This is a genomic window from Xanthomonas hydrangeae, assembly GCF_032697525.1.
Taxonomy (GTDB): domain Bacteria; phylum Pseudomonadota; class Gammaproteobacteria; order Xanthomonadales; family Xanthomonadaceae; genus Xanthomonas; species Xanthomonas hydrangeae.
The window spans coordinates 1,353,212-1,367,130 of sequence record NZ_CP103836.1 but is presented as its reverse complement, the minus strand read 5'-3'; the positions used below and the strand labels follow the sequence as shown (position 1 = coordinate 1,367,130).

The 13,919-nt window shown below is 58.4% G+C and carries 9 protein-coding genes and 1 pseudogene; 8 read left to right on the top strand and 2 right to left on the bottom strand.

Features of this window, described 5'->3' with window-relative positions; translation table 11 throughout:
- Window positions 1–473: 473 nt before the first annotated feature.
- From trpE to NYR97_RS05510, 4 genes are all read left to right on the top strand, one after another.
- The gene (trpE, locus tag NYR97_RS05520) at window positions 474–1,949 is read left to right on the top strand and encodes an anthranilate synthase component I (protein ID WP_316697016.1); all 1,476 of its coding nucleotides are present in this window, start codon (window positions 474–476) and stop codon (window positions 1,947–1,949) included.
- Window positions 1,949–3,016: a threonine aldolase family protein gene (locus tag NYR97_RS05515; RefSeq protein WP_316697015.1), complete on the top strand. Its 1,068-nt coding sequence runs from the start codon at window positions 1,949–1,951 to the stop codon at window positions 3,014–3,016. Before trpE ends, NYR97_RS05515 begins: the two co-directional genes overlap by 1 nt.
- Window positions 3,017–3,258: 242 nt before the next feature.
- Window positions 3,259–3,621, top strand: a complete 363-nt coding sequence (locus tag NYR97_RS22405; protein ID WP_425613065.1) for a tyrosine-type recombinase/integrase — start codon at window positions 3,259–3,261, stop codon at window positions 3,619–3,621.
- 364 nt (window positions 3,622–3,985) lie between these two features.
- On the top strand, window positions 3,986–4,912 hold the full coding sequence (locus NYR97_RS05510) for a hypothetical protein (protein WP_316697014.1): 927 nt from the start codon (window positions 3,986–3,988) through the stop codon (window positions 4,910–4,912).
- A gap of 310 nt (window positions 4,913–5,222) precedes the next feature.
- Here the strand turns inward: NYR97_RS05510 and xopP are convergent, their stop codons facing one another.
- On the bottom strand, window positions 5,223–7,385 hold the full coding sequence (xopP, locus tag NYR97_RS05505; protein ID WP_316697013.1) for a type III secretion system effector XopP: 2,163 nt from the start codon (window positions 7,383–7,385) through the stop codon (window positions 5,223–5,225).
- 632 nt (window positions 7,386–8,017) lie between these two features.
- On the opposite strand from xopP, the gene NYR97_RS05500 reads away from it, so the two are divergent.
- The 4 genes and pseudogenes from NYR97_RS05500 to NYR97_RS05485 all read left to right on the top strand — a co-directional run bounded on the left by NYR97_RS05500 (window position 8,018) and on the right by NYR97_RS05485 (window position 12,840).
- On the top strand, window positions 8,018–8,230 hold the full coding sequence (locus NYR97_RS05500; RefSeq protein ID WP_316697012.1) for a hypothetical protein: 213 nt from the start codon (window positions 8,018–8,020) through the stop codon (window positions 8,228–8,230).
- Between the two features lie 75 nt (window positions 8,231–8,305).
- Entirely contained in the window at window positions 8,306–8,935 is a 630-nt protein-coding gene (locus NYR97_RS05495; RefSeq protein ID WP_316697011.1) for a hypothetical protein, read from the top strand.
- Between the two features lie 134 nt (window positions 8,936–9,069).
- Window positions 9,070–9,499, top strand: a pseudogene (locus tag NYR97_RS05490) (transposase family protein); the annotation flags it as partial.
- 494 nt (window positions 9,500–9,993) lie between these two features.
- Complete coding sequence (locus NYR97_RS05485) at window positions 9,994–12,840, top strand: HrpF/NolX family T3SS translocon protein (RefSeq protein ID WP_316697010.1); 2,847 nt, start codon at window positions 9,994–9,996, stop codon at window positions 12,838–12,840.
- A gap of 532 nt (window positions 12,841–13,372) precedes the next feature.
- Here the strand turns inward: NYR97_RS05485 and NYR97_RS05480 are convergent.
- Window positions 13,373–13,594 (bottom strand): transposase, encoded by a 222-nt coding sequence (locus tag NYR97_RS05480; protein ID WP_425613039.1) that lies wholly within the window; start codon window positions 13,592–13,594, stop codon window positions 13,373–13,375.
- Window positions 13,595–13,919: the final 325 nt, after the last annotated feature.

The following is a 13,919-nucleotide window of genomic DNA, read 5'->3' as shown; positions in this document are numbered from 1 at the left end:
GCCGGGTCGATGCCTTCGCAGAAGTCATCAGCACGTCGTCTCTATCGAAGAGACCAGGGCCTACGGAACGCCTACAACACCGATTACAAGCGCAGCACCGGCCATCGCGCCGCTGCAAGCTCCTCTCCCTGCGGGAGAGGGGTTGGGGTGAGGGTCCCTGTGCCGATACACAGGCCGCCACCAAGCACCTCGCCCCGACATCGCCCCACGCCGAGACGTCGCATGTAGCGCGTGTAATGCTGTCCGGGCCCGAAGTCAGTCAGCCGAGAGGCCATGCCCACGCCGGCCCAAGCCACCTTCGCAATTGGAACGGCTTTCGCCTCCGCCTGCTGCCCTTGCGCAGCAGTTGCGCTACAGTAGCGGCGTGTCCCGCCTGACGACTTCACGCTCCTTCTCTTCCGCTCGCCGCTGGTGGCGATGGTGGCCCGTTGCCGTCGTCCGCCCCGCCACAGAGTCCCGGAAGGAAAGTCGTCTTGATCACCGCAGAGCAGTTCCAGCGCCAGGCCGCTGAAGGTCACACCCGTATTCCCGTTGTCCGCGAAGTGCTGTCCGATCTGGACACGCCGCTGTCGGTCTATCTGAAGCTCGCCGACGGCGCCTATACCTATCTGTTCGAATCGGTCGAAGGTGGCGAACGCTTCGGGCGCTATTCCATCATCGGCCTGCCCGCGCGGCGCGTGTACAGCTTCCGCGGGCAGACGCTGGAAATCAGCGAGCACGGCGAAGTGCTGGAAACCCGCGAGGTTGCCGACCCCCTCGCCGAAGTCGATGCACTACGCGCCGAGCATTCGGTGCCGCAGCTCGACGGCCTGCCCGGCTTCACCGGCGGCCTGGTCGGCTGGTTCGGCTTCGAGTGCATCCAGTACATCGAACCGCACCTGGGTGGCGGCGACAAGCCCGACGAACTCGGTACGCCCGACATCCTGCTGATGCTCTCCGAAGAGCTGGCGGTGTTCGACAATCTCAAGGGCCGTCTGTACCTGATCGTGCATGCCGACCCGCGCCAGCCGCAGGCCTATGTGCGCGCCAACCGGCGCCTGGACGAGTTGGCGCACCGGCTGCGTCAGGGCGGTGCGGGGTATCCGCAGGCGCAGATTTCCGATGCCATCGATGAGTCGGATTTCCGCTCATCGTTTACCCGCGAGGAATATCACGCAGTGGTGCGCAAGGCGCAGGAATACGTACGCGCCGGCGATATTTTTCAAGTGGTGCCGTCGCAGCGCCTGCGTGTGCCGTTTCGCGCGCGCCCGGTGGATGTGTATCGCGCCTTGCGCGCGCTCAATCCATCGCCGTACATGTATTTTCTCGATGTCGGCGGCACGCAAGTCGTCGGTTCCTCACCGGAAATCCTGGCGCGCCTGCGCGATGGTGTGGTCACCGTGCGGCCGATCGCCGGCACCCGCCCGCGTGGTGCCACGCCCGAGCTGGACAAGGCGCTGGAAGCCGAACTGCTGGCCGATCCGAAGGAGCGTGCCGAGCACGTGATGCTCATTGATCTGGGGCGTAACGATGTCGGCCGCGTGGCCGAACCGGGCTCGGTCAAGGTCGGCGAGCAGTTCGTGATCGAACGCTACAGCCATGTCATGCACATCGTCAGCGAAGTGACCGGCACGCTCAAGGCCGGGCTCAATTACAGCGATGTGCTGCGTGCCACGTTCCCGGCCGGCACCGTCAGCGGTGCACCGAAAATCCGCGCGCTGGAAATCATCCGCGAGCTGGAGCCGGTCAAACGCAACGTGTATTCCGGCGCAGTCGGTTACATCGGCTGGCACGGCGATGCCGACACCGCAATCGCGATCCGCACCGCGGTCATCCAGGACGGCTACCTGTATGTGCAGGCCGGCGGCGGCGTGGTCTACGACTCCGATCCCGACCTGGAATGGCAGGAAACCATGAACAAGGGCCGCGCGCTGTTTCGTGCAGTTGCGCAGGCTGCCAAGGGGTTGTGATGGACGGGCAGGGCAGCGCCGTACGGATCAGTTTTCGCAACGACTACGGCGAGGGCGCGCACCCGCGTCTGCTGCAGGCACTGGTGCAGGCCAGTGCCGAGCAGAACGCCGGCTACGGCACCGATCGCCACAGCGAACGTGCGATTGCGTTGATCCGGCAGGCGGTCGCGCAACCGCAGGCGGCGGTGCATCTGTTGGTCGGCGGCACGCAGACCAATCTGACCGCGATTGCCGCGTTTCTGCGCCCGCATCAGGCTGTGATCGCAGTCGAAGCCGGCCATATCGCCACGCACGAAACCGGTGCGATCGAAGCGACCGGCCACAAGGTGCTCACCGTGCCCGCGCTGCACGACAAGCTGACCCCGGCGCTGATCCAGCCGGTGCTCGGCGTGCACGGCAACGAACACATGGTGCAACCGCGCCTGGTCTACATCTCCAACAGCACCGAGAGCGGCACCATCTACACGCGTGCCGAACTCGACGCGTTGTCGCGTTTCTGCCGCGCGCACGACTTGCTGCTGTATCTGGATGGCGCGCGCCTGGGCGCAGCGCTGACAGCGGATGGCAACGATCTGGATCTACCGACGATCGCTGCGCTGACCGATGCGTTCTACATCGGCGGCACCAAGAACGGCGCCTTGCTCGGCGAAGCCTTGGTCATCCTCACTCCTGCCTTGCAGGCCGACTTCCGTTATCTGATCAAGCAACGCGGCGCGCTGCTGGCCAAGGGCATGGTGCTGGGCGCGCAGTTCGCCACCTTGTTCGAGGATGCATTGTTCTTCGAGCTGGCTGCGCATGCCAATGCGATGGCGCAGCGTTTGCGCGCGGGATTGCTGGCCGCTGGCGCGCAGTTCACCAGCGACTCGCCGACCAATCAGCAGTTCGTCGCCGTCAGCGCGCAGCAGGCCGCGCAGCTGGCGCAACGCTACGACTTCGAGCGCTGGGAAGTCCGCGCCGATGGCAGTCACGTGATCCGCTTCGTGACTTCGTGGGCGACCATGGCAGCCGCTGTCGATCGTCTGTGTGCGGACTTCGCAGTGCTCGGCCACTCCGCCATGCGTCCATAACCACCTCTCTCATCAAGGAAGAACCGGATGAAGCAAATTGCCGGCACCTACGCTGAAAACATCTACGCGGTCTTCCTGATTGCGCAGTGAGTTCCTGCAATCCGCATCGTCAGCAAGGAAGGTGTCTATGTCATGGCGAGTATCCGGAGATATTGCTGCCCTCTGCACGTGCCGAGCATGACAAGGCACGCGCGCCGTTAAAGCAGCCCCTTCATTGATCTAATAGTCGCCAGGCCGAGCACCTGCCCACCGGGACCCGTGAACAGCACATCGTTCCGCTGTCCAGGCTGGACCTCGAATTGCTGAAGGAATCGCAGACGTCTACAGGTGGACGCGGCTTCCTGTTGCCCAACTATAAGAGGCCACAAGAGTCCATGACGGCCACCATGTTGGATCGCACGCTTGAGCGTATGGGATTCAACGGAAAGGACAGCATCTGCTTCTCTGCGCATGGCTCCCGTACAACTGCATCCACGCTCTTGAACGAAATGGGCTTTCGTCCCGATGCCATCGAGCGCCAGCTTGCGCATGCTAAGCGAAATAAAGTTCGGGCTAGATGTGCTCAAACATCTCGAAGATGTAGATATAGAAAGGGCAATGGCTAGCCCCACGCGTCTCTACTCGGCATCGCGATGATCCGATATTTCACACTGCGGATCTTTTTGTCGCGCGCCGGATTTTTTCGTTTTTAGTCTTATGGATTCGCGTCCACCCAACCTCTTTCGATAAACGCTTACATAGACTAAGAGGCGATTCTTGATGCGTGTCCGTGGTGCCCGAATCTCAGAAATGGGTTGTAGACGGTTCTAAGCGGTATGCTTTTTTCGCCGGTCGCCTTTGAAACGTTATTTCAGCAGCCCGCTGAGAACGAATTTATAGCGAAAAGGAAAAATTATGGGAAATTGTATAAAGTCTGATGGCGGCGTCGGTTATTCGACTTCGTCGCGCCTCGATGAAGGAATAGACCCATTGGCATCGGGTGTCCAGTATGCACCGTCGGTGCGGGCCCACGAAAAATTATCGAGCACCGAACTAGGTGTCCTGGCAGGCCTCCCGCGCAAGTCTGTCAAGGTTAACTCGCAGACCATGGCTCACCTGCAAGTTGGGCAAATGGCGAATCGGGTTGTCAAGGATGTTTTGGACACCGGGGCTGGTAACCAAGTTGTGGATGTCGCAGCAAGTGGTGGCGAAAGCTGGGCTCGGCTCAGGCTCGGCGACGAACTTGCCCCACATGGCAACATGCAAGCTCAGTTGCAGAGGGCCAAGTATTCGCAAGGTGGCAACTGCCCAGTGCATGCATCCTTGGCGGCTGCCATATTGCTTCGTATGGGCAGCGAGCCCGAGACCGAGATCAATGCACCAGTCGTGCGTGTTTGGGAGGCTCGGCAATTGGACCACACGTATACTATGATCGGCGACCCACGAGACAGGACGTGGGGAGACAAGAACACTGTCGTGGTTGATCCTTGGCCTGTCGTTCCCTCTGCAATGACGCTGTCCGAAGCAAAGCTACACGACGCCAGGGAAGACACCTGGACTCCGTTCCGGCCCAATGACGGCATGATTGTTAATACGTTTGCGCCCGGTAGTTCCGAGTGGCATAGGATGGCCGACAACGCCACAGTGATTCAGCCGATGACTTCGGAGCAGGTTGAAGAGCAACTGAGCCGAAGCAAAGCGATGCGTAAACAGCCGGCATTGTCTCTTGGGGACGAATTGGCAGTGCATGCGTTCAGAGTCGACAAAGATTCAATGTGGGACTCTCGGTTGAGCACCAATCCAGCCACTGTGTATACAGATGACACGAGAAGTCAGACATTTGACGAGGTCTCATCAAGTACGGTGGAGCACTTGCGCGAAGGAATTGCGGCGCTGGGGCGCATCAACAGCGATTGAACGCCACACGCCAAGCACACATGTTGGGGCGCGAAGCTGCTGCTTGCGCTGTGCATACGCCGAGCCGTCATGTGCCCGCTGTCCGCCATTGCGCTGGCTCTGAGACACAAGGTGCCAGGTCGCGTTGCCGCCTTCTCCATCTTTAAACGGCATTTAACCGCACTCTGATCTACCAAGTTCTGTGCGAACAAATCGCGATAACAACTGACACTCTGCCGGCACGCATGGCCATGTGACAGGCGCTCCCCGGAGCCCTGTCATCTTGAACGAAGCATGGCGCTAACGGCAGTCGCCACTACTGGTTTGAGAACTATCCGACTGCGGCTTCACCACCACTTCCCATGTGCAACAACGAGGCGAGCAGCGCCGAATCGATCGTGGAGCGGTGTACCTTCGCATCGGCATGACCGAGCGCTCGCATGAGCATCTCCCAGCGCTTCCCTAGATTTTTCTCTCTTGCCGTTTTCAGATGGACGGCGTTAAAAGCCTTGTAGCCCAGGGTAGGCAACGCGTCCGCCGTCACCGGCTCGGAAGTATGCAGGTGTACGAACCATGGCGCAGGGCGCTTGCCGTTGGACAACGGTGCGTGGTCGATGCGTATCTCAAACAGCGTGCCGCGATCTCCATTGTCGTGGTCGGAGGGCAATCGAATTGGTGAAGTTACGCGGGCAACCTCGCTCATCTTCAGCAAGCGCGAAAGATGCGGCGAACGGGGCTGCGGGTCGCTCTTCAGCGCATCTGCTTCGCGGATCTGCACACGCTGCTCGAGCATGTCCACCAGCTGCAAACGCTCGGTGAGTTGGGCAACCCGATCGTCTTCTGGCGACAGTTTCGCCTTTGTCTGCAGCAACCGATCCCTTGCGAACCAGTCCCGGACCGACGCGCGTACGAACGTGAAAGCAATCGCCGCATCTTGCCCGGAGCGATGCATCATACTGTCGACGCTGCTGGTGTCTTTTCCCAGCATTTTCGCAATCAGCATGAAGTCCGCGTCCAGTTCGGTCACCATGGATCGTTCCAACGGAACGCTCTTCAACAGCGCGTCCGCCTGTTTTTGTACAAGCGTCCGTGTATCGCTAAAGATGGCAGGGGTTGCAGGGACGAGGCTAGACTCTTCGGCCGCTCGATTGCCCGGTTTGCGATGCTTGCGGGCCGGCCTCGGCGACGCCCTCGGCACGGGCAGCTGCTCGATCGTTGCAGATGGCGACGTAACGACCTCGCGTTTTCCGGCGACAACGGAACTGGTCAGGTCAAGCACACACTGTCGATAATCGGTCAGTGCTTTCGCCAAATCGAGCATCGATCGCCAGATATGATCGTCGCAATCATTATCAATGAGAGCAGCGACATCCACGCATAGCTTCAGACCGATGCGACCAAAGTGCTCTGCATAGTCCTCAAGAACGTCTTTGTGCTGTGCCACCACCTGCGGTATCAAGGCAACCCCGGCTTCCGAGGGGCATACCGATTCGATCACGACTTGGCTCAGCGCCGTAAACGCCGCTGCTACGCTATCGCCGCGATAGTTCTTGGCCTCGTCCAATTCGTGCAATCTAGCCATGACTTCCGGCATGCCATTGGCCTCGACCTGACGCTCCAGCTGCAGACGATGGATATCGACGAGCAGACTCCGGATTGACTGCATCGTTTCATGACAAAAACCCAAATTGGTCCTGATCAACGGCACCATGGCTGAGACATTTTCGCGTATTTTCTTGTGTGTATCCGGCGCCTTCATGCGTCTCAGCAACTCATCCATTGCTCCCCGGTACTGTTCGATTTCGCTCAAATACCCCTGCCACTCTTCGGTTTGCTGACGCTCAACATCACTGTTGTGTAGCTCCGCCTGCACAGTGATGGCGCCGATCGCCGGCTCAATCGGTTGAATGAGGCCAAATTGCTGCATCCACTTGTCTTCCAGCAATTCGTCACGTGCTGCATAACCGCCTGCAGCGGACGTTCCGAGAAGCGTCAACAATGCATGTTCGTGCTCCACTGCGGCTTTAGACTGCAACCGCCCCTGCACCTTCAAATCGGCGACAGCCTGCAATCCTTCGCGGGCAGACTTCATGGCAGCCAGCGATAGCTTGACCTTCTGTTCCGGGGCCACTTTTGACGCAGCCCCTCGTTGTCCCTGCGGGCCTTCATTACTGCCGATCACATCTCTAAAGATCCTGGCCTTGCCAAGTGCTTTTCTCAGCATTTCGCCTGGGTCAATGCGCTGAAGCTGCATGGCAGCCGCGGGTAATAACACAGGGCTTGATGGCCCCGGCAACACATCAGACGAACCCACAACGGTCTGCCTTACGGGCTTGGGGGGCCTGGCGGCAAGTCCGTGTAGTTGCGGCGACTGCTTAGCAGGGCGGCCGCCAGTAGTGTTTGTTGCCGTCGCGGAATCTGTCGGCACAATGGTAAGGTTCGTCGACTCAGCCAACTCTATAGAGCGCTGCTTGATCATTTCGACACGATGCATGATTTCTTCCTTTGTTCTGGCGTTCATAACGCCGTCACTGATTAACTATTCGGTGCGCTCTATTCACAATTATTAATCACGTCGCCGGCAACTGAAAATAATTGCTGAATACTGCCGATTGCCCTGCCAGCGCACAATTAGTCAATCGAAGGATTAGGAGTAGCTCCGATTTTCTACCAGCTTCCGCGATTAAAAGTGGCGCTTTCGCCCCTTCGAAAAGATCTCGAAGAGGATCCTTCTGAAGCATGTGGTCGGGCTGCCAATGAGTATGGGTGCGCTCGCCCTGTCTAGCTTTGTGTAAATATTCACATACTCGTCGAAAAAAGCGCGGGGACAACAAGTAAGTCAGAACCGATCCGGCACTGCGCAAAAAGATGCGAACGGATGGCTATTGGTCCGAAGCTCCGCACTGCTCCCCAGCGTGCATTTGCGATGCGGCGGTGGATCCGATTTTTTCTTGTCCTTGAGTGACACTGATTAGCCCACGCTTATGCTCCATCGCGCGTTAGACGACATCCAGAACGACGGTCGATTAACTCGCTTATTTCGCACATGAAAATAAAGGTTCGCTCTTCGAGAAATCTTAAGGTGCCAAGAGGATCAGACTTCCGTCCCGTATCCAGGACGTTGACATGCCAAAGATCCATCGTTCCAATGGCTTACACGAATCCCTTTCACCCAATGGCTTGGCAGGCTTCGATCAAGAGTCCATTGTCAAACTTCATGAATATACAGCTCCTGAGTTCCTCGGGTTGAGTAAGTTCAGTTCGAAAAAGAAGAAAGTAAACGCCTCCACTATGCAAAACTTGAAGCTCGCTGAAGATACAGTGCTGAAAGTAAAATAATTGCTACCTTATGGTGCAGGCAACCAGAAAACTGACATCAGTTACACCCAAGGAGAGTCATGGGCAAGGCGGGCGATGCTGCGAGACAATGAGTATAACCAGGATCCCATTCAGAATGCGGGTAGGGCTGTAGCTTACCAAGCCGGAAACTGCAACGAACATGCAAATGTGGGTTATACGCTATTGGCGGCCAGCTCACTCAATGCGCCTCTACTTCGAGTAAGCGACGCAGATGAAGACCATGCTTACGTGCTGATCGGTGATCCCCGTGACCCCACGTGGGGCGAGAAAGATACGGTCGTTGTGGATGCGTGGGTGACACATCCAACAGCAATGACGTTAGACCAATCAAAAGGCTTAAATCCGCAGCCTACTCCCTTGTTCCAACGGCCTCCACGGGCTCAGCCAGATGCCAGAGCGACCGCTGCACTTGCCAACGTAAGCCCAGTATCGACTGAGAATGTCAATGAATATCTTCTTGAGCAGAGAGGCGCACCTGAAATTGGGCAGCCGCTCCTAAGGCACATTGATGCCTATGTGGATACAAGCAAATTTTTCAACGAACGCGTTTCGGTTGGCGACCCAAGCACCAGATATCAATCCTCAGCACTCTCCTCAAAGTCGTTCGATAAGATTATGTACTGCACAATCGAGAAAGAAAATTATGCAGATGCTGCCTGGCGTGGCAACGGGTTTAGGTGGTAGGTCGATGGAGGAGCCCGCCATCCGCCCGCGCAAGTGAACCCGACATCCCCCCGATTCGATTAGCGCCCCGGTTTGGAGTCTGATTTCCTACTCCGAGGAAGTTGACGTGAAGAAGCGTTTTCCCCGTAGAACAGATCATCAGGCTTCTGCGCGAAGCCGACGCGGGCGTCGCGATCAAGGACCTATGCGGGCGCCATGGCTTCAGTGGGGCGTCTTTGCTCCCCGTCGCGTAGCAAGGCTCGCCGTAATGAGCGTGCCCGATGCCAAGCGATTCAACGTTCTGGTCAAGGATGCGCTACGAGAAAGGTTGTGAGCGCATTGGCGCGCCGCGCGCCGGTGCACGCGTGGATCGGGAGTGGTGCCAGCGAGCGCCGCACCTTGGCAGCGATCGGCATTGGCACCAGTGCGCTGAGCTATTGCCTGCGCGACGACAGTAATTTCGAACTGCGCTGGCGCCTTGGTGCGTTGGCGCACCGCCGTCGCCGTTATGGCGTTGGGATGATCGATCCCAAGTTGCGACGGCAAAAACGCATCGTGAACTACAAGCGTGGGGCGTGGTTGTACTCAATAGGGCTGCCGCCTCAATGGAAGAGAGAGAATCGTCGTGCTGAGAAAATTGTTCTGGAGTGCTCCGAAAGCCCATTTCGATGCTGCAAGCACAGACCAGGGCGGCCCGCCGGCCACGCCAGTGTCCACTACGCCAGTGGTACCGGGGGAATGGTCAGGACTAGGTCGTGCGCCAAAGCGGCCTGACGGCTGATGCCCAGCCTGGATCTTCGAAGTTCAAATGACATCGATGGGGAGAGAATTTTGCTGGCGGACGACTTCCTGTCCTCGGGTAGCGTTGATCAGACCATCCCTAAGCTGATGTTGGGTAGGGTATCGCCCTCGTGACCTTATTCCTGCGCTTTTTTCGCCAAAATAGTTCATCGGTGCATGCGTCCTGTACCGGCGGTGGCAACATTTGTGCTCGCCGCGTGAGACATGCCCGTGTGACCGTATGAGCATGTACTCATATGCAGCCGCTCTGTCACTGCTCTGCCACTACGAGGCCGCACATGTCGCTCAACACGCTTTCGACCGGGAGTGCCACCGGTCTCTTTCTCCCTCTCACGGATGACACGTCGTCGCCGGAGGCGCCCGGATCCGATTCGGCCATGACTGACTCCGATCTGTTGCTGGCGATGGACAACCTGTTCCTGCAGCAGATTTACCAGCTGATTGCCGCCATCTACGGCAACACGCCAAACGATGGATCAGGCAGCTGCATTCCCGGGTTGTCCACGCCTTCGGCTGACGATATGCAGGCCAGCCAGCCGATCGAGAAACGCACCTCCTGGCCGACGCTACCGACTCCGTTCAATGCCAAGGACATCAAGGGATCCAGGCTGCCGCCTGCGGTGGATGGATCATCGGTGACATGGGACGGCGGCATGCTCACCGCATCGGAGCTTCAGATTGTTTCGACACTAAATCAGCACAAGGACAAGATGCCGCTCGAGTTCGCAAAACTCGACGACAAGATCAACGACCCGTCCACGCCTCCCGATCTGAAGAGCGCGCTGCAAGGCTTGCAGAAAGACCCGCGTCTGTTCTTCGCCATCGGCTCGCAGGGCGACGGCAAATGCGGCGGCAAGATCAAGGCCGACGATTTGTGGAATTTTGCAGACCGCCATCAACAGGTGACCGATCTGGGCGGGAAGAATGCCGAGTTCAATCCCAGGAACATCAAGGGAGCGACGCCGCCGCCTGCCGCAGAAGGGTCATCGGTGACCTGGGACGGCGGCACGCTCACGCAGTCCCAGCTTGAGATCGTCTCCACGCTCAATCAGCATCGCGACATGACGCCGATCGAGTTCGCCAAGCTCGATAAAAAAATCAACGACCCAGCCACGCCGCCCGACCTGAAGAAAGCGCTGCAAGGCCTGCAGCAGGATCCTGGCCTGTTCTTCGCGATGGCGGCTCAGGGGCACGGCAAGCACCACCACGACGATCAGGGCAAGTGCAACGGCACGCTCATTGCGGCCAACCTTTACGACTTTGCCGATCGCCATCCGCAGGTCACTGCGCTGGGCGGGAAGAACGCGACCTATAACCCAGAAAAAATCAAAGGGCGCGGCCTGCCGCCGCCAGTCGATGGGTCGTCGGTGACGTGGGATGGCGGCACGCTCTCCCAGAGCGAACTGGACATTGTCGCGACACTTAATCGCCACAAGGACAAGTGCCCGGTTAAGTGGACAGATCTCGATGCCAGGTCAAAAGACCCCGCCACGCCGCCGGATCTGCAGAAAGCGTTCGCAGACCTGCAACAAGACCCGGCTTTGTTCCATGCAATCGGTGCTCAGGGCAGCAAGGGAAGTTGCGATGGCAAATTTACTGCCAAGGATCTCACTCGCTTTTCGGCACCTGAAAAGCATCCGCAGATCGCGCAGTATGCCGAACAGCATGCCAAAAGCTACACGCAGAATTATGTGCCATCGGACAGCCCCGACAACGCCCAGCCGACGGTGATGACCGAAAGCGACGCGATGCGCGAACTTTATCGCTACTCGGACTATCTGCCGAAGGATCTAAACCAGGACGCGTTCAAGCAATTGGTCGAAGGCAACACCAAGACCAAGAACCCGCCGCAGCTTATCGCCGCCGCGCAGTATTTTCGCGAGCACCCCGACCAGTGGAAGGCGCTGGCGGGAGACTCGGGCCAGATGAGCACCGCGGATCTCCTGCAGAAATCCGTATCTCAGATACACCTGACCGCGCCCGAGCTGAAAACGCTGGACACCATCAACAGCCACCAGGACGCGTTCTTCGGCGACGGCAAAGAGGTGACCCGCGACAAGCTCGACACGATCGTCAAAGACGATAAAACCGACCCCGCAGTTCGCGACGCCGCCAAACAGCTGTTGGGCGACCCGCTGCTGTTCGGCTTGTTGAACAACGCGATCACCGGCTACAAGAAGCCCCACAGCTTCTTCGGCGGCGGCCATGTCGTCGACTCAGGCAAGATCAGCAAGAAGGATTTTCAGCAGTTCTACGAGCATATGACGGCGGCTAACAAGACCGTGGATAAATCGCCCACGCACGCGGCCACATCGCCCGACCAGAAGGAGGCTGTCGCGGACATGTTGATGGGCAAAGCCGATCAACCCGAGATCAAGAAGAAAAAAAAGGACATCGGCACCTTCGGCAAGGGATTGCATGAGTTCCTCAAGTGGGACAGCAAGATCATGGACTGGGCGTCCGTAGGACTGAGTGCGTTGAACGGCATCCCCATCATTGGCGAGTTTGCCGATGTAGCAGCGGTGGCACTGGAAAGCGAAGCGCAGGCGGCACAGGTCCTCGACACCGCACTGCAAGGTGGCGACATGTCGCTCGCGTGGAAACTCGCCGGCATCAACATGGCGGGGGCGGTCGTTGGCGCAGTCGGCGGACCTACGGCCAGGCTCGCAGCCAAGGGGGCCGCCAAAGGGGTCGCCGAGGGCGCAGCCAAGGCGGCAAGCGAGGGCGCAGCCAAGGGGGCGAGCAAGGGCGCAGCCAAGGGGGCAGGCGAGGGTGCGGCCAAGGGTGCAGGCGAGGGTGCGGCCAAGGGTGCAGGCGAGGGCGCAGTCAAAGGGGAAGGCAAGGGGGCAGCCAAGCGTCAAAAGCGCATTGACGGTGTCAAAGGGTATTTAGTAGGCAACGACATTAATCGATCGACGGACATGCTCAAGGCGCCTGTGTTGGCGGGCTTGCATTATGAAGAGGTGCGATTGGATAAAGAGAAGAAAGAAGGCGAAATCCGCCAGAATCTGGAGGGCACGGGCGGAGTGCCGTTGGGGAAGCAGATTATTCCGAAGGAAGTTGCGGACAACTTCGAGGCGGACACGAAGGAAAACCTCAGGAATTTGAGGGCGCGCCGCAGGTAGCGAACGTCTTCGAGCGATGACCTTGTGCAACGGAGCTGCAATCAAAGGAATCGCTCGATTGGCCAGGCAAATGCGGACCGAGAATTTGTAACTTCACAGCAACGCTCCTCAAGTCGCTATGTCCTGGTGCAGGATTGGGCCGAGACAGTTGCGCTGCGTTGTTCGCCTGATCAAGATCGTATTGGCGCGCTTGAGGTCGCTTTCGATATGCTGGCGCCAGCAGCTGTCTCGATGCCGCCAATCGACAGCGCGCCGTAGATGGGTTCGCCAACGCCAGCGCCGCGAGGCTGGGTTGGCGCTCTTCTCTGGGCCTCAGTAACGCACTTTGGCAGAATCCGGTAACCGACTCACCGACGCAAACATGTACTCCGCTCGCGCCCGGATCTTCGATGTGGTGCGGTTCCTGTTTCGTTCTACGTCATCCACCTTGTCGCGCTTGCGCCCCTACTTGTTCGTGAAGTCCCTGCGCATGCAGAGCGTATTTCCGAAGCAGGGCCCTCTAGTTGGCATAGTCGCTATTCCGGTTCGCCCGTCACGCGTCCCCGTGCAGCAGGTCTTCCGGCACCTGCTTGTCGTGCGCGTTCGACGTCGTCATCGCGCCTCTATGCGCCGGCCCGGTCCGGCTAACCACGCCGATGTGCAGCTTCATGCCGAAGTGCCGCTGCTGACTCTTGCGGATCTGGTGGATCTGCGGATAGCAGGCATTGTTCGCGTTCTTTGTCGATCTCGGTACTCCGACAATCGTTGCATCCACGATTATTCCGTGACCGCTTTGTACCTGACGAACGAAAACCGTTGAGGCTGAGACAGATCAAGGGCGCGCGCGAGCTCAAGCTTCGCCAAGCGCTGGAGCACAGTAAGTCCATGACTGGTAACAGTTTGCATGAGTACAGAGAATTTCAGTGACTTTTTTTATGGAATGATCAGGTGATCAGTTGTGGGGGAGTCGATTTTCACGCGCCGCAAATGTGATGCGAGGTGGAAATTGAAAGGCGGCGAATTTATCCAGCCTGATGGTAGTGAAAATCGACTCGTTGTACCCATCTGCTGCGTGTATGTGCTCTCTATCCTTGTCCAAC